This is a genomic window from Geodermatophilus marinus (assembly GCF_003428645.1).
GTDB lineage: Bacteria > Actinomycetota > Actinomycetes > Mycobacteriales > Geodermatophilaceae > Geodermatophilus.
Window position 1 is genome coordinate 41,498 of record NZ_QVQH01000017.1, and the last position, 22,036, is coordinate 63,533.

A 22,036-nucleotide genomic window follows, 5' to 3' on the forward strand; every position below is an offset into this window, starting at 1 on the left:
GGCGGGAGAGCTCGCCGCGGGGCCCTGCAGGGGGCCGAGTCCCGCGATCACGGCGCGGGGACCACTCCCGGGCGCTCCCGGGCGGTTCCCGCGCCCTGATCGTCGGAGGGGTCGGCCGCCGGCCGCGCGGACCTCGATGACCGGCCGCGGAGCAGCTCGGCGGTCCGGGCGTCCGCCGGGAGGAAGGCCTCGACCGACAGCTCGGCGGCGGTGAGGTCGACGGCGGTGCCGAAGGTGGTCACCGTGCTGAGCAGGGACAGGACGTCGTCCCCGTGCGCCAGCCGCAGGGGGACGGCGATCCCGTCCGGGGGCCGCCGGTCGGTGCCGCCGGGCAGCGCGGCCAGCTCCCGGTGCAGCGCGGTCAGCGCGGGGTCGGCGGTCAGGTGCGCCTCGCGGGCCAGGCGGGTGAGCAGGTGGGTGCGCCACTGGGGCAGGTTGCGGATGCGCGGCGCCAGCCCGCGCGGGTGCAGGCCGAGCCGGAGCACGTTCACCGGCGGCTCGAGCAGCTCGGGCGCCACGCCGTCGGTGAGCAGCGCGACGCTCGCGTTGGCGGCGACCAGGTGCCAGCCCCGGTCGACGGCCAGCGCGGGGAAGGGCTCGGAGGCGGCGAGCACGAGGTCCACCGCCGTCCGGACGGCGGCCATGTCCGGGTCGTCCAGGCGGCGCCGGGCGTAGACGGGGGCGAAGCCGGCGGCCAGCAGGAGCTCGTTGCGCGCCCGCAGCGGGACGTCGAGCTGCTCGGCCAGGTGCAGCACCATCTCCCGGCTCGGCCGGGCCCGGCCGGTCTCGACGAAGCTCAGGTGCCGGGCGGACACGCCGGCCTCGCCGGCCAGCCCGAGCTGGGAGAGCCGGCGGCGCTGCCGCCAGTCCCGCAGCAGCTCCCCGACCGGCGGTCGCGTCCCGGCGGCGGTCACGGCGGGGACGCTAGCGGCGGACGGGGCCGGCGTCGCCTACCCCGGGGGTAATCGACCCGCCGCCGCCGCGGGGCCACGGTCGTCCCATGACCTCGACCACCACCACCGCCCCCGTCCCCCTGCTGCGCCTCGCGCTGCGGCTCGACGCCGTCGTCACCGGCCTCAACGGCGCCGGCTACCTCCTGGCCGCCGGGCCCGTCGGCGACCTGCTCGGCCTGCCCGCCGGGTGGCTGCGCGGGGCCGGCGCCTTCCTGCTGGCCTACGCCGTCGCCGTGTGGGTGGTCGCGGACCGCCCGGCCGCGCCGGCCGTCCGCGCCGTGATCGCCGGCAACGCCCTGTGGGCCGCGGGCAGCCTCGCGGTCGCCCTGACCGGCGCCGGCACCCCCACCACCACCGGCACCGCCTGGATCGTCCTGCAGGCCGCCGTCGTCGCCGCCTTCGCCGCCGCGCAGGCCGCCGGCCTGCGCCGCCGCTGACCCACCACCGACCGACCCGACACCGATCCCCGGAGGACCCCGTGACCGCCACCCCGGACCTGGCCGACCGCTACCTGGCCGCCTGGAACGCCACCGACCCCGGCACCCGCCACACCCTCGTCGCCGAGCTGTTCACCGAGGACGTCCGCTACACCGACCCGCTGGTCGACGTCCGCGGCCGGGCCGACCTCGAGGCGACCATCGCCGCGGTCCAGGACCGCTTCCCCGGCCTCGCGTTCCGGCTCGCCGGGCCGGCCGACGCCCACCACGACCAGCTCCGCTTCTCGTGGCACCTCGGCCCCGACGGGGACGGCGCGGCCCCCGTCGCCGGCTCCGACGTCGCGGTGACCGACGGCGCCGGGCGGATCCGGACCGTGCTCGGGTTCCTCGACCGGGTACCGGGCGCGTTCTGACCGCTCACCCGCGGCGGCGCCACCACCGGCGCCGCCGCGGCGGCGTGCCCGGGTCGGGTGGCGGCGCGAGCGCCGGCGGCGGCCGCGTGGCCCGCCAGTGCGCGACGAGCGCCTCGGCGTCGGCGAGCCCGGGGACGGCGTCCGGCCCGTCCTGGGGACGCCGCCAGTGCTGCTCGACCCGGGCGTTGAACGAGGCGACGAGCGCGCGCACGGTCGCCTCCGACGGCAGGCCGGCGACCCGGCCGGGCAGGTCCTCGCGCTCCCGGCGCAGCGCCATGCCCGGTGGCAGCAGGTCGCGGGGGTCGGCCTGCTGCCGCCGCGCCCAGTCCAGCGCCCAGTCGTAGCTGGTCTGCTCGCGCTCGCGCCGGGGCAGCGGCCGGCCCGCGCCCGCCAGCCCGTCGAAGTCGCCGCGCTCCAGGCCGCGGCGGATCCGGGTGTCGACCCAGGTCTCGAAGGAGACCCCGGGCGGCTTGCGCTCGGTCACGCCGTCCCCGCTACCCCGCCGGCCCCGTCCTGCACCGGCCCGCACCCGGTCAGCCGAGCCGGGCGGTCAGCCAGCCGGCCGCCTGCGCGGCCGCCTCCGGCGCCCCCAGGGAACGCAGCAGCAGCAGCCCGTCGAGCACGGCGAGGACCCCGGCCGCGGCGGCCTGCCGCTCCCCGGCGGGGACGTCGACCCGCTCGGCCAGCCACGACCGCCAGGCGCCGGCCACCGCGGCCGCCACCGCCGCGAACGGTTCCTGCCCGCGGGCGGCCAGCCCGCTCACCTCGAGGTAGAGCCGCAGGTGCGCCTCGGCCGCCGGGTCGCGCAGGACCCGGTCGGCGTCGGCCACGAGCGCCGCCGGGGGCACCGGCCGCTCCGGCAGGCGCGCGGCCAGCCCCGACCGGAGCTGCTCCCCCACCACGCCGAGGACGGCGACGAGCAGCTGCTCCCGGGTGCCGAAGTAGTAGAGCAGCATCCGGTCGCTGGTGCCGAGCGCCCGGGCCAGCGGCCGCAGCGACAGGGTGGCCACCCCGTGCTGCAGCACGTGCCGCACCGCCCCCTCCAGGAAGACCTCACGCCGGCCGCCGCCCGTTGCCCCGCTCATGTAGCAGACGCTACAGTGGCTCCGTTGTAGCGACTGCTACATGGAGGAGGGGACGATGGAACGGTTCGAGGTGCCGACGCGGGTGGGCCCGGTCCCGGTGCGCGCGGCGGGGACGGGGACGACCGTGCTGGCCGTCCACGGCGCGCTCGTCGACGGCCGGCTGTGGGACGGCGTCGCCGAGGGGCTGACCCCGCACGCGCGGGTGCTGCTGCCCGACCTGCCGCTGGGGGCGCACCGCCGGGCGGTCCCCGACCGGGGCCGGCTGACCCCGCCCGACCTCGCCGGGGCGCTCGTCGACGTCCTGGACGCGGTGGGCGTGGACCGCGCGGTGCTGGTCGGCAACGACACCGGGGGGGCGCTGGCCCAGGTGGTGGTGGCGGCGGCCCCGCAGCGGGTCGGGGGCCTGGTGCTGGCCGGCTGCGACGCCTTCGAGCACTTCCCGCCCCCGCTGCTGCGGCCGCTCCCGCGACTGGCCGCGGTCCCCGGGGTGACCCGGCTCGTGGTGCGCTCCTTCGCCGTCCCGGCGCTGCTCGCCGACCCCGGCCGGCTCAACCTGTTCTCCCACCGGGGCCTGGGCCGCCCGCTGGTCGCCGACCTGCTGCGCCCGGCCCGCACCGACCGGGCGGTGCGCGCCGACCTCACGGCGCTGCTGCGGGCGGTCCGGCCGGAGCCGCTGCTGGCCGCGGCCGGGACCCTGGGCTCCTGGGGCGGGCCGGCGGCGGTGGTGTGGGGACGCCGGGACCGCGTCTTCCCGCCCCGGGACGCCGTCCGCCTCGCCGACCTGCTCGGGACGACGGTGACCTGGCTGGACGACGCCCTGACCTTCGTCCCGGTCGACCGCCCGGACGCCGTCGCCGACGCCGTGAGAGGGGTGCTGGCCGCGACGGCAGCCTGACCCGCAGGGCCCGTGCCGCCGTCCCCGCGCCGTAGCCGGTCCGCGCCTTGACCTGCGGCGGGACTCCTGCCGGGCTCCGGCGGCGGCGCGGAGCGTGGCGACCCGCCCCGATCGGGTGACCCCGGCGACCCGCGGGCCTGCGGGGTGCACGGCCGGGGCCCAGGCTGTCCGGCGTGCCGCTCTCCGCCCCGGGGTCGCCCGACCTGCCGCCCGAGCTCGCGGGCCCGGTCGCGGTGCAGCTGGCCAAGCCGGTCCGGGACCTCCCGCGGGCCGGCGCGCTCCCGGGCGGGGTCCTCTACGAGCCGAAGTGGGACGGCTACCGGCTGGTCGTCGTCCGCACGGCCACCGGGACCCGGCTGTGGTCCAAGCAGGGCCGCGACCTGACCGACCGCTTCCCCGACGTGGCCGCCGCCGCCCTGGCCCAGGTGCCCGCCGGCGCGGTGGTCGACGGCGAGGTCGTCGTCTGGAACGGCTCCCGGCTGGACTTCGGCCTGCTCCAGCGCCGGCTGGTCACCCCGGCCGGCCGCATCGCCGCCCTGGCCGCCACGGCCCCGGCCTCCTACGTCGCCTTCGACCTGCTCGCCGCCGGGGGGAGCGACCTGCGGGACCGGCGGCTGCGCGAGCGCCGGGCCGCGCTCGAGGAGCTGGCCGCCCGCTGGGCACCGCCCCTGCAGCTCTCGCCCGTCACGACCGACCCGGCCGAGGCGGCGCGCTGGTCGGCGGAGTGGCGGGCCGCCGGGGTGGAGGGCGTGGTCGCCAAGGGGGCCGGCACCCGCTACGCGCCCGGGCGCCGCGAGTGGCTGAAGGTCAAGTCGTGGGAGACGACCGAGGTGCTCGCCGGCGCGGTGATCGGCCCGCTGGACCGGCCGTCCCAGCTGGTCGCCGGCCGGGTCCGGGCGGGCGAGCTGGTGGTGGTGGGCCGCACCGGCCCGCTGTCCCCGGCGCAGTCGGCCGAGCTGGCCGCCGTCCTGCGGCCCGCTCGCGAGGACCACCCGTGGCCCGACCGGATCGGCACCGGGCGCTTCGGCGGGGGCCGGCTCGCGATCCCGATCACGCGGGTGGCGCCCGGCGTCGTCGTCGAGGTCAGCGCCGACGCCGCGCTGCAGGCGGGGGTGTTCCGGCACCCGCTGAGGTTCGTCCGCGTGCGCCCCGACCTGCACCCGGAGGACGTCCCCGGCATCTGAGCCACCCGGCGACCCCGCCCGCGATCACGAACTCGGGGAAGGGACACGCCGCTCCGGGCCGGCGTGCCGGCTCCCGCCCGTCATGATCGCCGACGATCAGGGGCGTTGCGGCAGGCGGCCGAGGGCGACGAGCAGCCGGCGCAGCAGCCCGGCCAGCTGCTCCCGGTCCTCGGCGGTGAGCCCCTCGAGCAGGCGGCGCTCGGTCTCCAGGTGGTCGGGCAGCGCGCCGTCGAGCGCCGCCCGGCCCGCCTCGGTCAGGGTGACGACGACCGCCCGGCCGTCGGCCTCGCTGCGCTCCCGGGTGATCAGCCCCTTCTCGGCGAGCCGGTCCAGCCGCTGGGTGATCGCCCCCGAGGTGACCAGCGCGGTCCGCATGAGCGCGGTCGGGGTGAGCTGGTAGGGCGGCCCGGCCCGGCGCAGCGCCGCCAGGACGTCGAAGGACGGCGCGTCGAGGCCGTGCCGCGCGAACGTCGCCCGCTGCGCCAGGTGGACCTCGCGCTGGGCCTGCGTGATGCGGCCGATGACGCCCATCGGGCTGCAGTCCAGGTCGGGGCGCTCGCGGGCCCACTGGGCGAGGATCAGGTCGACGGCGTCCTGGCCACCCGGTGCGCTCACAGCAGGTCCAGCCCGGCGAGGTGGTCCCCGAAGGGCCGGGCCGGGCGGCCCAGCAGCGCCTCGAGCACCCGAGGGCTGCCGGTGAACCCGTGCGCCCGGTAGTGGACCAGCATGAGCCGCAGGCAGCGGGCGGCGTACGGCTCGTCGGCGGGCGGCCGCCCCGGCGGGACGTCGACCGCCCGCACCGGCCGCCCGACCCGCGCGGCCAGCGCGTCGGCGACCTCCGGCGCGGTCAGCGGCTGCGGGCCTGCGGCCTCGAACGTCCCGCCGTCGAGGCCGTCCTCGGTCAGCAGGACGGCGGCGGCCTCGGCCACGTCCCGGAGGTCGACGAACGACTGCCCGCGGGTGAGCCCCCAGGCGCTGCGCAGGACGCCGGTGCGCGCGGCCTCGGCGAGCCCGGCGTCGAGGTTGGCCGAGTAGGCGCAGGGCTGCAGCACCCGCCAGCCGGCCACCCCGGCCGCGTCGAGCACCTCCTCGGCGCGGTCCTTGGCCGCGTGGTGCGGCATCGCCCGCGCCTGGGGTCGCAGCACCGAGTGGTACACGACGCGGGGGACGCCGGCCCGGCGGGCGGCGGCGAACAGCGCCGCGGCACCCTCGGCCTCCCCCGGGGAGAAGTTGGGCCAGATCAGGTAGAGGGCCTCCGCCCCGGCCAGCAGCGGCTCCACCGCCGCGGTGTCGGTGAGGTCGGCGGCGACCACCTCCGTGCCCGGGCCCGGCGCCGGCCGGGGGGTGCGCACGAGGGCGCGCACCGGCCGCTCCCGGTCCCGCAGCGCCCGGACGACCGCGGCCCCGGTCGTCCCCCCCGCCCCCGTCACCACGATCACGCGAGATACCTCAGCAGTGAGATATCTGCGGCGTCAAGTCGTGCCCCGCACCGCCGCCGCGAGCCGGACGGTGAGCCCCGCCGGCGAGGGCAGCAGGTCCACGGTGTCGAACAGCTTGCGGGCCAGCCACAGGCCCATGCCGCCGCGGGCGAGGTCGTCCCCGTGCGCCGGCCGGAACCCGGCCAGCGGGTCGCCGAAGGAGGTCCCGGCGTCGGTGACCGTGCAGACCAGCTCGCCGTCGCCGACCCACAGGCGCGCCGAGACCGGCCGCCGGCCGTGCCGGAAGGCGTTGGCCGCGACCTCGCTGACCCCCAGGTGCAGGTCCTCGCGCTGGTCGGCGTCCGGCACGTGCCGGTCGAGGGCGGCACCGAGCCGGTGGCGCAGGTCGGGCAGGGTCGCCGCGTCGTCGACGGCCAGCACGGGTGGCCGGTCCTGCAGCGGGTCGTGGGCCGCCGACAGCGCGGCGATGAACCGCTCGGGCTCCTGGTAGTCGGCGCTGGCCGTCCAGGCCCCGGCCCGCAGCACCTCCGGGTGCGTGACGGCCGCACCGGCGAGCACGTCGGCCGGCAGCCGGCGCCGGTCGTAGAGGCACAGCACCGACAGCCCGCTGCCGGCCATGAGCCGGTTGCAGGCCGCCTCGAACCGCAGGCCCTCCCGCCGGCCGGCCGGCCGGTCCCCGACGTCGACGAAGGACAGGATGCGCAGCCGCCCGGACCCGCGGCCGGCCGCGGCGGCGGCGAGTTCCCGGGCGCGACCCACCGCGTCGGGCGCCCGCGCGCCGAGCAGGCTCAGCGCCTCGTCGGCGACCACCGACGCCGCCCGGTCCCCGAGCGCCGTGCACAGCAGGTGGGTGACCTCGGCCGGGGAGGTGAGCGCGACGCGGTCACCGGCCCGGAGGCCCGCCTCGACGTAGGGCAGCGCGGTGGCCACGATCTCCCGGTCGGAGCCGACGAACCCCACGGCGTGCCGGAAGCCCCCCGGTGCGGCGGCTCCCGGATCGGGACCGGGACGGGCGGGCGGCGTGGTGTGCGCGTCCACCGCCTGGTCCACCGGCCTCGTCCTCCCCACGGCCGGAGGGCCCGGCCGGTCCACCATTCTGGGACACCCCCCGGCGACACCACCGCCCGGGCCTGCCGCCGGGCGCTCAGCGGGGCGCTGGCCCCTCCGTCGGGTCCTCCCCGACCCCGGCCAGAGCGAGTATGCGGTACGGCGCGGTCCCCGGCTCGGCCTCCACCCGGAGCGCCACGCCCAGCTCACCCGCACGGGCGAGGGCGGCCAGCACCACGCCGACCCCGGCGCTGGCCAGGTGCGTCGTCCCGCGGAGGTCGAGCACCGCGGCGGAACCGGCCGGCAGCGCGGCCAGCCGGGCCAGCAGCCCCGCGCCCAGGGTCTCGGCGCCGGCCAGGTCGACCTCGCCGCGGACCCGCAGCCGCGGGCCCCCGGCGTCGCCGTCGTCGGTGACCACGAGGTCCGCGGTGCCCTCCGGCGGCCCGGCGCCCGGGACGGCCGGCCGCCGGCGGGCGGGCGGGGCGTCCGGACCCGGGGTGACCGGCACCCGGAAGCGGACGGTGGTCCCGGCCTCCCCCGCGTGGTCGACGGCGACGCCGGTGCCCAGGGCGGCGATCAGCTCCAGGCCGCGGCCCCGGAACCCGCGGTCGGCCGGCGGGGGGCGCCAGGCGCCGCCGTCGGCCACCTCGACCCGGACGTCGCCGTCGCCGTCCCGCGCCAGCCGGTAGCTGCACCAGCCGTCGCCGGAGGGGTAGGCGTGCTCGACGGCGTTGGCCAGCGCCTCGCCGACGGCGAGCTGCAGGTCGTCGGTGGTCTCCTCGGGCAGCCCCCCGGCGGCCGCCCAGGCCGCCACCCGGCGCCGCACCCCGGCCAGCCGCGCCGGGTCGGCCGGCAGCCGCCCGGTCAGCGGCGGGGGCAGCAGCCGGACGGCGATCAGCGCGACGTCGTCGGGCTGGTCGGTGTCGGCGAGCACCTCGGCCAGCAGCCGGGCGGTGAGCCGGCCGGGAGCGGCGTCCGCGTGCCGGGCGGCCACCGCCTGCACCCGCTCCAGGCCGGTGTCCAGCACCTCGTCCCGCCGCTCGACCAGGCCGTCGGTGTAGAGCAGCAGGGTCGCGCCGACCGGCAGCGTGCCCACCCCCTCCCGGTACGGCGGCCGCCCGGGGACGCCGAGCACCGTCCCGGCCCCGGCGCCGTCGAGCAGCCGGGTGCCCTCGCCGGTGACCAGCAGCGCCGGCGGGTGACCCGCCCGCGCCCAGCGGACCGTGCCGGCCGCCGCGTCGAGCAGCACCACCGCCGCGGTGGACGCCAGCGCGCCGGGCAGCCGGCCGGCGAAGCGGTCGAGGACCTCCAGCGCCTCGGCGGGCCCGCAGCCCTGCAGCAGCGCCGTCGAGAGGGCGCTGCGCAGCTGGCCCATGACCGCCGCCGCGGCCGGCCCCTGCCCGACGACGTCACCGACCGCGATGGCCACCGAGCCGCGTCCCATGTCGACGACGTCGTACCAGTCACCACCGGCCTGGGCGCCCTCGGCGCCGGGCAGGTAGTGCGCGGCGAGGGCGAGCCGCTCGAGGCGGGGCAGGCCGGCCGGGAGCAGGGAGCGCTGCAGCGTCTCGGCGATCCGCCGCTCGGCGCGGTGGAGGCGGGCGCGGTCCAGCGCCTGGGCGCACTGCTCGGCGACGGCCAGGAGCATGGCGCGGTCGGTCGGCGGCACCCGGCGGGGGGCCGGCCAGGCGACGGAGACCACGCCGACCGCGCGGCCGGCGACCACCAGCGGCAGCCCGACGCAGGCCCCGAGCCCGTACTCGCGGATGGTCCCGGCCAGCTCCGGGGCCAGCGCGGGGTCCTCCGGCGTCCCGGTGGCGTCCTCGACCCACAGCGCACGCCGCTGCTGCACCGCGGCCGGCCCCACCAGGGGAGCGGACAGCGGCAGGGTCTGCCAGGCCCGCCGCCCGTCGTCGCTGGCGCCGTCGATCTCCAGGGCGACCAGCGCCCGGTGGGAGTCGTCGAGCTCGTAGACCGCCACCCGGCTCTCGTCCCCGGTGAGGGCTCGCACGTGCCCGGCGGCGGCCGCGGCGACGGCCACCGGGGTGGTCGCCGCGGAGAGCTCGGCGGTGGCCCGCTGCAGCAGGGCCAGCCGCCGGGCCCCGGCGCGCTCGTCGGCCAGCAGGATCGCGTTCTGGACGGCGAGCGCCGCCCGCGCGGCGATCTCCTCGACCAGCCGGCGGTCCTCCTCGTCGTAGCGCCGGCCGTGCGGGCGGCGGGCCAGGCCGAGGACGGCCAGCACCCGCCCCCGGACGGTGAGCGGCACGGCCATCCCCGAGCCCACCGCCAGGGCGTCGGCGAGCTCGGGCCGGTCCACCGGCGCCGGCGGCAGCTGGTCGAGCAGGATCGTCCGGCCGGTCGCGAGCACCTCGGGGCCGAGCCCGCTGGCCGGCTCCACCGCGGCCATGGCCGCCTCGGCGGCGGCGCCGAGGCCCGCGACACCGGCGAACCGCAGCCGGCCGTCGTCGCCGAGCACCCGGACGGTGCACAGGTCGCCGACCCGGCGGTCGACCAGCAGCCGGGCGAGCGCGCCGAGCTGGCCGTCGAGCACCATGTCCCGGTCGAGCGCCGCGCCGACCTCGGCGAGCAGCGCCTGCCGCTCGCCCTCCCGGTAGCGGACGTCGATGTCGGTGCAGACGGCCATGACGCCGCCGGCGGGCTCCCCGGGCACGGGCGCCGCCCGCTCGAGCAGCCAGTGGTAGGTGCCGTCGGCGCGCCGGAGCCGGTACTCGACCTCCCAGCCCGTCCCCCCGGCGCGGGCCCGGGCGACGGTGCCCTCGTAGCCGGCGAGGTCGTCGGGGTGGATGCCGTCCCGCCACCCGGCGCCGAGCTCGGCGCCGGCGTCCCGGCCGGTGAAGGCGGTCCAGCCGGAGTTGACGAACACCCGGCCGCCGTCGCCGTCGGCGAGCCAGATGAGGGCCGGCGCGAGGTCGGCCAGGGCGGTGAAGCGCTCCTCGGCGCTGCGCCGGGCCCGGCCGAGCTGGACGTGCGCGTCGACCCGGGCGAGCAGCTCCTGGGCGCTGAACGGCTTGACGAGGTAGTCGTCGGCCCCGGCGGCGAGCCCCTCGACGGCGGCCTCCTCCCCGGCGCGCGCGGAGAGCAGCAGCACGGGGACCCGGGCGGTCCGGGCGTCGGCCCGCAGCGCGGCCAGCAGCTGCATGCCGTCCAGCCCGGGCATCATCACGTCGCTGACCACCAGGTCCGGCGGGTCGGCCAGCGCCGACGCCAGCGCCGCCCGGCCGTCCGCGGCGGTGCGGACGGCGTGCCGGCCGGCCAGCAGGCGCGTGACGTAGCCCCGCATGTCGGCGTTGTCGTCGGCGACCAGGACCCGCCCGCCGGGGACCTCGGCCGGCGCGTGACCGGTGACCGGGCCCGGGTCGTCCGCCCCGGGCAGCCAGCGCAGCGCCTCGGTGACGAAGGGGGCGGCGGCCGGGGAGACGGCCGGGCCGTCGAGGGCGGCCGCGGCGACGCGGTCGGGCGGCAGGTGCCCGCTGCCCAGCGGCAGCGTGACGGTGAACGTGCTCCCGGCACCGAGGGTGCTCTCCGCGGTGATGGCGCCGCCGTGCAGGCCGACCAGCTCGCGCACCATCGCCAGGCCGATGCCGCTGCCCTCGCCGGACCGCCCGCGGGCGCCGGCCACCCGGTGGAAGCGCTCGAACAGCCGGGGCAGCTCCCCGGCCGGGACGCCGGTGCCCGTGTCGGTCACCGCGAACCGGACCGCGTCGCCGTCGCGCCGCAGCCGCACCGCGATGCCGCCCTCGAAGGTGTGCTTGAGCGCGTTGGACAGCAGGTTGAGGACGACCTTCTCCCACATGTCGCGGTCGACGTGCACCGGCACCCCGAGCGGCGGGCAGTCCACCTCGTAGGACAGGCCGGCCCGGGCGACCGCCGACCGGAAGACGCTGGCCAGCTCGGCGGTCACCGCCGCGAGGTCGACCGGCTCGTAGCGGGCCTCCACCCGCCCGGCCTGGAGGCGGGAGAAGTCCAGGAGCGTGTTGACCAGCTTGCCGAGCCGGGCGGCGTTGCGCTCCACGACCTCGAGCTCCTCGCGGGCCCGCGGGTCGGCCGCCAGCACCGGGTGCTCCCGCAGCTCGGCGACCGGGCCCTGGATGAGGGTGAGCGGGGTGCGGAACTCGTGGCTGACGTTGCTGAAGAAGTCGGTCTTGGCGCGGTCGAGCTCGGCGAGCGCCTCGGCGCGGCGGCGCTCGGCCTCGTGGCTGCCGGCGTTGACCAGCCCCGCGGCGACCTGGCCGGCCAGCAGCTCGAGGAAGCCGCGGTAGTCGTCGTCCCACCGGCGGTGCGGGTTGAGCCCGACCGCGAGGAACCCCGCCGCCTCGGCGTCCGCGCTGGCCCCGGCCACCGGGAGCGCGACCGCCTGCACGGGCGGGCGGTCCCAGGCCCCGGTGGGCAGGTCGGGGAAGCGGGCCGCGGCGTCCTCGACCAGGACGACCTCCCCCGCGCGCAGCCGCTCCACCGGCCAGGCCTCCGCCGGCGGGACGGCCCCGGCCGGCAGGCCGGTCGCGCAGCCGAGGCGGGCGGACCCGTCCGGATCCAGGAGGTAGGTGGCGGTGACCGGGAGGTCGGCGGGGTTGCGGCCCAGCTGCTCGGCGACCGCGGCGAGCAGGCCGGCCTCGTCCCGCGCGGTGGCCACCGCCGGGGCGAGGTCGCGCAGGGTCGCCGTCCGGCGCTCCCCCACGACCCGCCGGGTGTTCTCGGTGACCACGCAGAGCATGCCCGCGGGGCGGCCGTCCTCGCCGGCCAGCGGGCTGTAGGAGAAGGTGTGGTAGGTCTCCTCCGGGTAGCCGCTGCGCTCGACGACGAGCATCAGGTCCTCGTCCCAGGTGGCCACCCCGGTCTCCAGCACCGATCGGACCCGCGGGCCGACCTCGTCCCAGATTTCGGCCCAGACCTCCCACGCCGGCCGCCCGAGCGCCCAGGGGTGCTTGGCCTGCAGCGTGTCGTGCCGGTAGGCGTCGTTGTAGAAGAAGCTGAGCTCGGGACCCCACGCGGCCCACATGGCGAACCGGGAGGTCAGCAGGATCCGGACGGCGTTGCGCAGCCCCGCCGGCCAGGTGCCCGGCGCGCCCAGCGGGGTCGCCGCCCAGTCCAGGGCGGCCATCGCCCGCCCGGACTCGCCGCCGCCGTCGAAGAGCCCGGACGCATCCCCGGTCACGCCCGCATCACGACCGGATCGTAGGTGCCGCCGTCCCGCCCGGCCCGTCGCAGGTCAGGCCGGGCGGCCCAGCCGGGCCAGCTCGTCGCGGTCCATGCCGGTGGCCGCGCGCACCTCCGCGTCGTCCACGGCGCCGCAGTCCAGCCCCCGCAGCACCACCCCGGCCAGGGCCCGGGCCGTGGCCGGCTCGTCCAGCACCCCCGCGCCGGGGCCCCCGCGGTAGGCCGCCAGCCGCGTGGCGGCCGGGGGCAGCGCGGCGCGGAAGAAGGCGTAGCCGGCCGCGTAGCGGGTGACCAGCTGCGCGGGGTGCAGGTCCCAGCCCTGGTACAGGCCGCGCTCCAGGGCCCGGCGCACCAGCCCGGCGTGCCGCCGCCAGGCCGCCTGCACCTGCGCGCGGGACCCCACCGGCAGCACGTTGGTGGAGCCGTCGACCGCCCGGGCGCCGGTGCCCGCGACGGCGACCTGCACCAGCCCCTTGGCCAGGTCGGCGGCCGGGTGGTCGGGCGCCTGGTGCGCCGCGGCGACGCCGAGCGCGGCGGTGTAGTCGTAGGTCCCGTGGTGCAGGCCGGTCAGCCGGGGGCCGGCGGCGTGCACCAGGCGGGCGACGGCGACCGCGCCGTCGGCGGACAGCACGGCCTGCGGGGTCTCGACCTGCACCTCGAGGTCGACCGCCAGCCCGTGCGCGGCCTCCAGCGCGTCGAGGACGGGGAGGAACGCGCGCACCTGCTCGGGGTCGCTGACCTTGGGGAGGGTGACGGTGACCCGGTCGGCCACCCCGGCCAGCCCGCCGAGGAAGAGGTCGAGGCTGCGCACGCCGCGGCGCCGGGTGGCCTGCTCCACCGAGCCGGCGCGGATGCCCACGCCCGGCGGGGCGGTGCCGGTGCGCAGGTCGGCGGCGACCGCGGCCGCGGCGGCGCGCACGTCGTCGTCCTCCCGCTCCCGCGGCCGGCGGTAGCCGTCCTCCACGTCGACGCGGAGGTCCTCCACGGGTTCGGCGGCCAGCTTGGCGCGGACCCGCGGCAGGACCTGCCCGGCCAGCTCCGGGTCCCAGCCCAGGTCGGGCGGGCCGTGCTCGTCCAGGGCGGCCAGGGCCGCCGACCCCCACGCCGCGGCCAGGCCCGGGACGACGGCGTCCGCCGGCACGTAGCAGGTGTGCACGGGCTGCCGGCCGGGCCGCTCGCCGGGGTAGGCGGCCGCGCGGGCGGCGTCCACGGGGGCCAGCCGCCGGTCCAGCTCGGCGTAGACGTCCTCGGGCAGGGTCATGCGCCGGCCCCGTCGAGGAGGACGTCGTGGGCCGGGAGGGTGAGGACGTCGGGGAACGCGTCGGCGAGGGCCACCTGCTCGAACAGCCGCCGGGCGTCGTCGAGCCGCTCGAGCGCGCCGAGGCCGGCGGCCACCTCGTCGACGACCCGGCGCACCAGCTCCGCGGTCACCGTCTCGCCGGTGTCCAGCTCGACCCCCTCGTGCACCCACTGCCACACCTGCGACCGGCCGGCCTCGGCGGTGGCGGCGTCCACCAGGAGGCCGTGCGCGGCGACCACCCGGTGGCCGGCCAACCAGGCGGCGAGGTAGCGGAGGGTCACCTCCACGTCCGCGCGCAGCCCGGCCAGGGTGCGCTCCCCCGGCACGCCGGCGACGTCGAGCAGGTCGGCGGCGGTGACGGCGACCTCCGGGCGCTGCCGGTCGAGCTGGTTCGGGCGGTCGCCGAGGACGGCGTCGAAGGCCGCCCGGCAGACCGGGACGAGGTCGGGGTGGGCCACGCCCGACCCGTCGAACCCGTCGGCGGCCTCCCGGGCCTTGTCCTCCCGCACCCGGGCCCGGGTCCGCTCGTCGGCGTCCGGGTCCCGCCCGCCGGGGACGGCCGCGGCCCGGCCGCCGATCGCCATGGCGCCGCGCCGGTGGCAGACCTGGACCAGCCGGTCGGTCCAGGCCCGCAGCAGGGGCGCGGTCGCGGTCACGGCGGCGCGGTCGGGGAGCACGAACCGCGGGCCGGCCTCGCGGAAGACCGTGATGAGGCTGGACAGGTAGCCCTGGCGGCCGGCGGTGAGCCCGGCGGCGTGGTCGCCGAGGGCGTGCAGGACCTCGTCCATCTCGAACGCCGCCGGGACGGTCTCGATCAGCGCGGTGGCCCGGATGGACCCCGCCGGGAGGTCGAGGGCCTGCTCGGCGGCGTCGAGCACCAGCTTCCACAGCGCGGCCTCGAGGTGGCCCTCCAGCCCGGGCAGGTAGAGGTGGGGCCCGCTGCCCCGGTCGAGCTGCTCCCGGGCGTTGTGGAACAGGTGCAGCCCGGCGTCGACGAGCGCGGCGGCGCACGGCCGGCCCTCCACCAGCAGGTGCCGCTCGGGCAGGTGCCACCCCCGGGGGCGCGGCACGACCGCCGGCAGGGCGGCGTCCTCGGCGAGCCGCTGCTCCCGGCCCTCGGACGTGGTCCGCACGAGCGTCCGGCGGACGGCGTCGCGCAGCACGACCTGGCCGCCGACGACGGTGCGCCAGAGCGGCGGGCCGGCGTCCGCCAGGTCGGCGACCCACACGTCGGCCCCGCTGGTGAGCGCGTCGACCGCCGCGCCCGGCTCGGCCGGGCCGGTGATCTCCACCCGGCGGTCGACCAGGCCCGGCGGTGGCGGGGGCACCCGCCAGTCGCCGTCCCGGACGCCGGCGGTCCCGGGGCGGACGTCGAGCCACCGCGCGGCGGCGATCTCGGCCCGGCGGGTGGCGCGGGCGGCCAGCAGCGCCTCGCGCTGGGCGCCGAAGCGCGCCTGCAGGTCGGCGACGAAGGCCAGCGCCTCCGGCGTGAGCACCTCCTCGGCCCGCTCGACCGCCGGACCCGCCACGCGCACGTCGACCATGCTGCGCACCCTGCCGCACCCGGCGGCGCCCCGCCGGGCCGGTGCCGCCCGGCCCTCCCCGCCGCACCCGGTGCCCCCGGGGCCGGGGGCTGGCAGGCTGGGCGGTCATGACGGCGCTCGACGAGCTCAACGACGCCCCCGCCGACCGGCTGGTGCAGCGGCTGCGCGCCTGCAACGCCGCGCCGCGGTTCGCCGCCCAGGTGGTCGCCGGCCGCCCCTACCCGGACGCCGGGACGCTCGTCGCCCGCGCCGGCGAGGTGGTCCGCGGCCTGCCGTGGGAGGAGGTCGAGCTCGCGCTGGCCGCGCACCCCCGGATCGGCGACCGGGTCGAGGGCTCGTCGGCGGAGGCGGGGGCCTCGCGCCGCGAGCAGGGCGCGGTCGTCGGGGCCGACGAGCGGACCCGCGCCGCCCTGGCCGAGGGCAACCGCGCCTACGAGGAGCGCTTCGGCCGGGTGTTCCTGGTCCGCGCCGCCGGCCGGTCGCCCGAGGAGCTGCTGGCCGAGCTGCGCCGGCGGCTGGGCCACGACGAGGAGGCCGAGCGCGCCGAGGTGGTCGAGCAGCTGGCGCAGATCACCGAGCTGCGCGTGCGGGAGCTGGTCCGGTGAGCGCGCCCGCGCCCCCCGCGGGGGCCGCCGGGGGGGCGGCCGCGTGAGCGTCTCCACGCACGTGCTGGACGCCGCGCTGGGGCGCCCGGCCGCGGGCCTGGTGGTGCGGCTGCTCGCCGCCGACCGGGAGCTCGCGGCGGGGGTCACCGACGACGACGGCCGGTGCCGGCTGGCCGAGGGGCCGACGGCCGCGGGGCCGCACCGGCTGGTGTTCGACACCGGCCCCTGGTTCGCGGCGCGGGGCCGGGAGACGTTCTGGCCGGAGGTGGTGCTGGCCTTCGCCGTCCGGGAACCCGCCGAGCACCACCACGTGCCGCTGCTGCTCTCCCCGTTCGCCTACTCCACCTACCGGGGCTCGTGACGCGGTTCCACGTGGAACCCCCGGTCTGGCAGCCTGCCGCCATGGCGATCCGGCTCGGGCCCAACCAGTACGGCAAGGCGGAGGTCCGCGTGGTCGCCGTCGACCGCGGCGGCCCGGCGCACGCGCTGCACGACCTGACCGTGAGCACCAGCCTGCGCGGGGACTTCGCGGCCGCGCACACCGCGGGCGACAACGCGCACGTGCACCCGACCGACAGCCAGAAGAACACCGTCTTCGCCTTCGCCCGGGACGGCGTCGGCTCCCCCGAGGCCTTCGGGCTGCGCCTGGCCCGCCACCTCGCCGGCACCTACCCGTGGGTCACCGGCGCCCGGGTGGCGGTCGACGCGCACGGCTGGCAGCGGATCCCCGTCGGCGGGCGGCCGCACGAGCACGCCTTCCGGCGGGACGGCGGCGAGGTGCGCACGGCGGTGGTGACCGTCGACGGCGGGCAGGTGCACGTGCTGGCGGGGCTGGCCGACCTCGTCGTCCTCAAGACCACCGGCTCGGAGTTCCGGGGCTTCCCGCGCGACGGTTACACGACGCTGGCCGAGACCCGGGAGCGGGTCCTCGCCACCGCGGTCACCGCGCGCTGGCGGTACACCACCGCCGACCTGGACTTCGACGCCGTGTTCGGCACCGCCCGCACCGCGCTGCTCGAGGCCTTCGCGTCCACCCACTCCCTCGCCCTGCAGCAGACGCTGTACGCGATGGGGACGGCGCTGCTCGAGCGGGTGCCCGAGGCGGCCGAGGTGCGCCTGTCGATGCCCAACCGGCACCACTTCCTGCAGGACCTCTCCCCGTTCGGGCGGGACAACCCCGACGTCGTCTACCACGCCGACGACCGGCCCTACGGGCTGATCGAGGGGACCGTGCTGCGCGACGACGTCCCGCCGGCACCGGTCGCCTGGGAGGGGACGCCCGGCACCTGCTGACGCCGGCGGGCCCGGCGCCGTCCGCGGGCCCCGGCGCCGTCCGCGGGCCCCGGCGTCAGCGGGCCCCGGCGCCGTCCGCGGGCCCCGGTGTCAGCGGGCCCCGGCGCCGTGCCCGGTCGGGGTGCTGATCCCCGCCCCTCCGAGCACGACGGCGGCGTGCACCCGCAGGTCGGCACCCCGCTCGTCGTCGGTGCGGGTCGCCCCCGACCCCTGCGCCAGGCCGATCCCGCCGAGCCCGCGGGCGGACCACCAGACCCGCCAGCCGGCCGGCACCCGGACGTCGAGGCCGCCCATGACCGCGCGCAGCGTGAGGTCGATGCCGCCGGGCACCGGCGCCAGCCCGCTCAGGTCCACCTCGCCGCCGGCCATGAGGAGGTCGACACGCAGCCGGGACAGCTCGGGGTTGACCGGCCGCAGCCGCAGCTCGCCGAGCGCGACCGTGCGCCGGATCCCGGCGGTGCTCTCGTCGCCCTCGTCGCTGCGGCGGGCGACCAGCCGGCCGGCCACGGCGAGCGCGGCCTGCAGCGCCCACCAGGCGAGCAGCCAGGGCAGGGCCCGGCGCAGGGCGGTGCGCAGCGCGGAGGTGCTCATGGGCGCCAGCCTGCCCGCCGGGCGCCCGGGCTGCCCAGGGGGTCGCCCGTCCCGGTGACCGGCCCGCCACATCCCCGGGTGGGCGACGACCTCCCCGTCGCCCCTGCCCGTCGCCCCTGCCGCCGGTCCGCCGCCGCGCCGGTGCGGCCCGGCACCGACCCGCACCTCCCCCGTTTGCCCTGGTCCGGGGCCCGGCGTCTACTGGGCACCGAGCCGAACGTGGGGGGACCCGTGGACACGGAGACAGCGACGCTGGCGGACCTCCGGCGGGCCGGCCGCGCGGCGTCGACCGCGCGCGACCCCGCCCTGCTGAGGGCGTGGGCGGCGGCCGAGCGGGACCAGGCGCGGGCGCTGGTCGAGGCCTCCCGGCGGCGGTGTGCCGAGGTGGCCGCCGCGCGCTCGGCCCGGTCGGCCCGCCCGGGCCCCGGCACGCCGGACCTCGCGGCCATGTGGACCCTGCGGCACGCCCTGGGCGACCGGGTCGCCCAGACGCGCCGCGCGGCCACCGCGCACCCCCGGACGCTGGCCGACCCGGGTGCCGCGCTGGCCGACTGCGAGGTGGTGGAGCGGCTGCTCGAGACGTGGGACGCGGTGACGCTGTGGGCCGACGACCCCGACGCCGGGCGCGGCGACGCCTGGGCGCAGGCCTCGGTCGCGCTGCACCGCGTGATGTGCCGGCTGGCGGCGCGCTGCACCACCCCGGCCGCCGCCCGCTGAGCAGGCGGTCGCGGCGCCGCCGCCCGGTGGGACCGGACGGCCTCACCCGCCGGTGCGCAGCCGGTAGAACCGGAAGAAGTCGTTGTCCACCGGCAGCACGTCCACCCCGGCGTAGCCGGCCTCCCGCGCGTAGCGCTCCAGGGTGGCCGGCCGCATGACCGTCCCCGTGCCCACCGAGGGGCGGGTGGCGCGCCCGTCGGGCAGGCAGCAGGTGAGGCTGTAGCCGTACATGAGCCGCTCGACGTCGTCCCCCGGCGCGGTGAACTCCTCGGCGACCCGCTCGTCGACGACCAGGACGGTGCCGCCCGGGGCGGCCATGCCCCGCATCGCCGCCAGGACCGAGACCGGGTCGGGCAGGTCGTGGACGCACTCGAACGCCGCCACGAGGGCGTACCGCCCCTCGGCGTCGGCCACCGCCCCCGCGTCGGCCACCCGGAAGAGCACCCGGTCGGCCACGCCCGCCGCCTCCGCGTTGCGCCGCGCGGCCTGCACCGAGGGCGCGTCCACGTCGAACCCGTCGACGCGGGCCTGCGGGTAGGCGCGGGCGATCCCGATCGAGGACCACCCCATCCCGCAGCCGACGTCGGCCACCCGGCCGCCGGCGCGCAGGGCCGCGTCCACCTCCGGCAGCGAGGGCAGGTCCTCGGTGACCAGCGCACCCAGGAAGTAGGGGCGGTTGGCGGCCGCCTGGGCGTCGCGGGCGTCGCCCATCTCCGCCCAGCCCAGCCCGTCCCCGGTGCGGTAGGCCTCGACCAGCCGGGGGACGTTGCGGGTGAAGGCCAGCGCGATCCGGGCGAAGGGCGCCATGTGGGAGGGGTCGGTCTCCTCCACCAGCACACCGCGGTGCTCCGGCGGCAGGGTGTAGCGCCGGGCGTCGGGCGCGGCCGCGACGTCGTCGACGGTGAGGTACCCGGCCACGGCCTGCTGCTCCAGCCACTCCCGGGCGTAGCGGGCGTCGGTACCGGTCCGCTCGGCCAGCTCCGGCGCGGTGGCGGGCGCCTCGGCCAGCGCGCGGTACCAGCCCAGCTCGCTGCCGAGGTGCAGGGCGGCGAGCTCCAGGCTGCCCGTGACCGCGTCGAGGATGCGCTGGGCCAGCGCCGCGGAGGTGCCGGTGGGTGGGAGGTCCGTGGTCGTCATGGCGCCCCACCGTGGCCCGTCGCCCCGCCCCCGGGCAGGGACCTCGGTCCCTGCCGCGGCAGGGACCGCCTCAGCGCCGCGTGGACACCGTGACCGTGAACCGCCGGTCGGCCGCCGCCACCCGGGTGGGGCCCACGAGCCGGCGCAGCGCCGCCCGGTGCGGCAGCCGGTTGTTGTAGACCGCCCACAGCTCCCCGCCCGGCCGCAGCACCCGCCCGGCGGCGGCGAACAGCCGGTCGGCGGCACCGGTCACCACCGCCGCCCCCAGGTGGAACGGCGGGTTGCAGACGACGAGGTCCACGGTGCCGTCGGGGACCGCGGCGGCCGCGTCGTCCCGGACCGCCCGCACCCGCCCGGCCACCCCGTTGGCCGCCGCCGTGGCCGCCGCCGAGGCGACCGCGGCGGCCGAGGCGTCGCTCGCGGTCACCGCCGCCCCCGGGCGGGCGAGCGCCAGGGCGGTGGCCAGCACGCCGGTGCCGCAGCCGAGGTCCAGCACCGTCGCGGCGCCCGGCGCGGCGCCCGGGAGCGCGGTCAGCAGCGCCCGGGTGCCGGCGTCGACCCGGGTGCCGGCGAACGCCGCGCCGTGCGCGCACACGGTCAGCCCCAGCTCCGGGTGCGGCCGGCAGCGGGGGAAGGACGACGACACCCCGGGACGCGGCCCGCGGGCCACGAGCACCCGCGACTTCTGCCGGGCCAGCGTCGCCCGCACGTCGGTGAACCCCACGCCGAGCGCGGCGTTCATCGCCGGGGTCATGTGCTTGACCCGCCCGCCGACGTGCAGGACGGCGTCCGGCGCGGCGCCCGCGGCCAGCTCGGCGAGCTCCCGCAGCGCGTCGAGGGAGCGCGGGGCCTTGGCGAGCAGGACCCGCGCACCGGCCACCAGCTCCGGGCCCAGCGGGAGCGTGCGGTACGTGCCGGCCAGGCCGGTCCGCCCGGCGTTGCGGGCCAGCGCCAGCTCGCCGACCAGCAGGTCCTGGTGCACCCGCACGTCCCGGGCGCCGGCCGCGACCGCGCCCAGGGTGAGGGCGCCGTACGAGTCGTCGACCACCACCACCTCGCCGGGCCCGGCCGCCGCCACGGCGCCCGCGGCCTCGTCCAGCAGCAACCGGTCGGTGGCGTCGACCACGACCAGGTCCGGCGCCGCCACGTCCGGGTCCCGGCGCAGCCGGGCGAACAGCTCCTCCCGGTCGGTCACCGGCGAGGGGTCGCGGCGACCAGGTCGACCACGACCCGGGCGAGCTGCGGACCGACGTCCTCCTGCAGGAAGTGCCCGCCACCGGCCAGCGTCACGTGCGGCATCCCGGTGGCACCGGGCACCACCTCCCGGAACACGCGGTCCCCGCCCCCGGTGATGGGGTCGGCGTCGGAGAACGCGGTGAGGAACGGCCGGTCGAAGCGGGCCAGCGCCCCCCAGGCCGCCCGGTTCGCCGCGGCGGCGGGGTCGTCGGGCCGGGTCGGGACCAGGGCGGGGAAGGCCCGCGCGCCGGCCTTGTACGCGTCGTCCGGGAAGGGCGCGTCGTAGGCGGCGACGACCTCGGGCGGGAGCTCGGTGACCGTGCCGTTCTGCACGATCCGGCCGACGTCGAACTGCGGGCTCTCCTGCGAGAACCGCTGCCAGGCCAGGAACGCCTCGCTCATCGGGTGCTCGCCGGTGGGCAGCCCCGTGTTGGCCACCACCACGCGGGCGAAGCGGTCGGGGTGCTCGCCGACCAGCCGCAACCCGATCAGCCCGCCCCAGTCCTGGCAGACCAGGGTCACGTCGGTGAGGCCGAGCCCGTCGAACAGCGCCCGCCGCATCCACTCCACGTGCCGGGCGTAGGTGTAGGCGGCCCGGTCGACCGGCTTGTCGGAGCGGCCGAAACCGACCAGGTCGGGGGCCACCACGCGCAGGCCCGCCTCGGCCAGCACCGGGATCAGGTGCCGGTACAGGTAGGCCCACGACGGCTCCCCGTGCAGCAGCAGCACGACCTCGCCGTCCGGCGGGCCGGCCTCGACGTAGGCCACCCGCAGCGTGCCGCCGTCCCCGTCGTCCCCGCTGTCGAAGGTGATGTAGCCGGGCTGGTAGGGGAAGCCCGGCAGGTCGGCGAACCGCTCCTCCGGCGTCCTCAGGACCTCCACGCTGCGCGCACCTCTCGACGTCGCCTGCACGAGGGAAAGGAAGCTATACCCGCGTCGGGAGCCGCCTGACAGGGGTACAGCTGCCTTTCCCTCGTGCCCGCCG

General features: G+C 79.2%; 21 protein-coding genes. 8 read left to right on the forward strand and 13 right to left on the reverse strand.

The genetic code is table 11. The annotated features are described in order from the left end of the window. Nucleotides 1-47: 47 nt before the first annotated feature. Nucleotides 48-914 (reverse strand): helix-turn-helix domain-containing protein, encoded by an 867-nt coding sequence (locus D0Z06_RS17225; RefSeq protein WP_117378780.1) that lies wholly within the window; start codon nt 912-914, stop codon nt 48-50. An 86-nt stretch (nt 915-1,000) separates the two neighbouring features. Here D0Z06_RS17225 and D0Z06_RS26760 point away from each other — a divergent pair, with 86 nt between their 5' ends. Together D0Z06_RS26760 and D0Z06_RS17235 are read left to right on the forward strand one after the other, a co-directional pair. Then, complete coding sequence (locus tag D0Z06_RS26760; protein WP_117378781.1) at nt 1,001-1,390, forward strand: hypothetical protein; 390 nt, start codon at nt 1,001-1,003, stop codon at nt 1,388-1,390. Nucleotides 1,391-1,431: 41 nt separating this feature from the next. Continuing rightward, nucleotides 1,432-1,803 carry a nuclear transport factor 2 family protein gene (locus D0Z06_RS17235; protein WP_117378782.1) on the forward strand — a complete coding sequence of 124 codons (372 nt, stop codon included), beginning with the start codon at nt 1,432-1,434 and terminating at the stop codon, nt 1,801-1,803. Nucleotides 1,804-1,807: 4 nt separating this feature from the next. Here D0Z06_RS17235 and D0Z06_RS17240 read toward each other — a convergent pair whose 3' ends face one another. Next, a complete protein-coding gene (locus D0Z06_RS17240; RefSeq protein WP_158580018.1) occupies nt 1,808-2,287 on the reverse strand; it encodes a DnaJ family domain-containing protein in 480 nt (159 codons plus the stop codon). Nucleotides 2,288-2,336: 49 nt separating this feature from the next. Continuing rightward, a complete protein-coding gene (locus D0Z06_RS17245; RefSeq protein ID WP_117378784.1) occupies nt 2,337-2,888 on the reverse strand; it encodes a TetR/AcrR family transcriptional regulator in 552 nt (183 codons plus the stop codon). A gap of 55 nt (nt 2,889-2,943) precedes the next feature. Here D0Z06_RS17245 and D0Z06_RS17250 point away from each other — a divergent pair, with 55 nt between their 5' ends. Both D0Z06_RS17250 and D0Z06_RS17255 read left to right on the forward strand, forming a co-directional pair. Beyond that, nucleotides 2,944-3,783, forward strand: coding sequence for an alpha/beta fold hydrolase (locus D0Z06_RS17250; RefSeq protein ID WP_158580019.1), 840 nt, complete (start codon nt 2,944-2,946; stop codon nt 3,781-3,783). Between the two features lie 173 nt (nt 3,784-3,956). Next, complete coding sequence (locus tag D0Z06_RS17255) at nt 3,957-4,967, forward strand: ATP-dependent DNA ligase (RefSeq protein ID WP_117378786.1); 1,011 nt, start codon at nt 3,957-3,959, stop codon at nt 4,965-4,967. 96 nt (nt 4,968-5,063) lie between these two features. Here the strand turns inward: D0Z06_RS17255 and D0Z06_RS17260 are convergent, their stop codons facing one another. The 6 genes from D0Z06_RS17260 to D0Z06_RS17285 form a co-directional block, all read right to left on the reverse strand. After that, nucleotides 5,064-5,582 carry a MarR family winged helix-turn-helix transcriptional regulator gene (locus D0Z06_RS17260; protein ID WP_117378787.1) on the reverse strand — a complete coding sequence of 173 codons (519 nt, stop codon included), beginning with the start codon at nt 5,580-5,582 and terminating at the stop codon, nt 5,064-5,066. Further along, nucleotides 5,579-6,406 (reverse strand): SDR family oxidoreductase, encoded by an 828-nt coding sequence (locus tag D0Z06_RS17265; protein ID WP_117378788.1) that lies wholly within the window; start codon nt 6,404-6,406, stop codon nt 5,579-5,581. Before D0Z06_RS17265 ends, D0Z06_RS17260 begins: the two co-directional genes overlap by 4 nt. A 33-nt stretch (nt 6,407-6,439) precedes the next feature. Continuing rightward, nucleotides 6,440-7,456, reverse strand: a complete 1,017-nt coding sequence (locus tag D0Z06_RS17270; RefSeq protein ID WP_158580020.1) for a sensor histidine kinase — start codon at nt 7,454-7,456, stop codon at nt 6,440-6,442. A 94-nt stretch (nt 7,457-7,550) separates the two neighbouring features. Then, nucleotides 7,551-12,626: a SpoIIE family protein phosphatase gene (locus tag D0Z06_RS17275; RefSeq protein WP_117378790.1), complete on the reverse strand. Its 5,076-nt coding sequence runs from the start codon at nt 12,624-12,626 to the stop codon at nt 7,551-7,553. A 54-nt stretch (nt 12,627-12,680) separates the two neighbouring features. Then, nucleotides 12,681-13,889 (reverse strand): DUF6986 family protein, encoded by a 1,209-nt coding sequence (locus D0Z06_RS26975; RefSeq protein ID WP_117378791.1) that lies wholly within the window; start codon nt 13,887-13,889, stop codon nt 12,681-12,683. Then, nucleotides 13,886-15,472 (reverse strand): malate synthase, encoded by a 1,587-nt coding sequence (locus D0Z06_RS17285; RefSeq protein ID WP_199522380.1) that lies wholly within the window; start codon nt 15,470-15,472, stop codon nt 13,886-13,888. Before D0Z06_RS17285 ends, D0Z06_RS26975 begins: the two co-directional genes overlap by 4 nt. A 107-nt stretch (nt 15,473-15,579) precedes the next feature. Between D0Z06_RS17285 and uraD the strand changes: the two genes are divergently transcribed. Genes uraD through pucL form a run of 3 tightly spaced genes read left to right on the forward strand, consistent with a single transcriptional unit; the run spans nt 15,580 to nt 17,370 of the window. Next, on the forward strand, nt 15,580-16,077 hold the full coding sequence (uraD, locus tag D0Z06_RS17290; RefSeq protein WP_117378792.1) for a 2-oxo-4-hydroxy-4-carboxy-5-ureidoimidazoline decarboxylase: 498 nt from the start codon (nt 15,580-15,582) through the stop codon (nt 16,075-16,077). Nucleotides 16,078-16,120: 43 nt separating this feature from the next. After that, the gene (uraH, locus tag D0Z06_RS17295) at nt 16,121-16,438 is read left to right on the forward strand and encodes a hydroxyisourate hydrolase (RefSeq protein WP_117378793.1); all 318 of its coding nucleotides are present in this window, start codon (nt 16,121-16,123) and stop codon (nt 16,436-16,438) included. Between the two features lie 41 nt (nt 16,439-16,479). After that, nucleotides 16,480-17,370 carry a factor-independent urate hydroxylase gene (gene pucL / locus D0Z06_RS17300; RefSeq protein ID WP_117378794.1) on the forward strand — a complete coding sequence of 297 codons (891 nt, stop codon included), beginning with the start codon at nt 16,480-16,482 and terminating at the stop codon, nt 17,368-17,370. Between the two features lie 90 nt (nt 17,371-17,460). On the opposite strand, the gene D0Z06_RS17305 is transcribed toward pucL, so the two are convergent. Next, nucleotides 17,461-17,961 carry a hypothetical protein gene (locus tag D0Z06_RS17305; protein WP_117378795.1) on the reverse strand — a complete coding sequence of 167 codons (501 nt, stop codon included), beginning with the start codon at nt 17,959-17,961 and terminating at the stop codon, nt 17,461-17,463. A 231-nt stretch (nt 17,962-18,192) separates the two neighbouring features. Between D0Z06_RS17305 and D0Z06_RS17310 the strand changes: the two genes are divergently transcribed. After that, nucleotides 18,193-18,678: a hypothetical protein gene (locus D0Z06_RS17310; RefSeq protein WP_117378796.1), complete on the forward strand. Its 486-nt coding sequence runs from the start codon at nt 18,193-18,195 to the stop codon at nt 18,676-18,678. A 42-nt stretch (nt 18,679-18,720) separates the two neighbouring features. Here D0Z06_RS17310 and D0Z06_RS17315 read toward each other — a convergent pair whose 3' ends face one another. From D0Z06_RS17315 to D0Z06_RS17325, 3 genes are all read right to left on the reverse strand, one after another. Beyond that, nucleotides 18,721-19,815: a class I SAM-dependent methyltransferase gene (locus D0Z06_RS17315; protein ID WP_117378797.1), complete on the reverse strand. Its 1,095-nt coding sequence runs from the start codon at nt 19,813-19,815 to the stop codon at nt 18,721-18,723. Between the two features lie 70 nt (nt 19,816-19,885). Then, a complete protein-coding gene (locus tag D0Z06_RS17320) occupies nt 19,886-21,010 on the reverse strand; it encodes a class I SAM-dependent methyltransferase (protein WP_117378798.1) in 1,125 nt (374 codons plus the stop codon). Next, complete coding sequence (locus tag D0Z06_RS17325; RefSeq protein ID WP_117378799.1) at nt 21,007-21,933, reverse strand: haloalkane dehalogenase; 927 nt, start codon at nt 21,931-21,933, stop codon at nt 21,007-21,009. The genes D0Z06_RS17320 and D0Z06_RS17325 overlap by 4 nt, the downstream gene beginning before the upstream one ends. Nucleotides 21,934-22,036 lie beyond the last annotated feature (103 nt).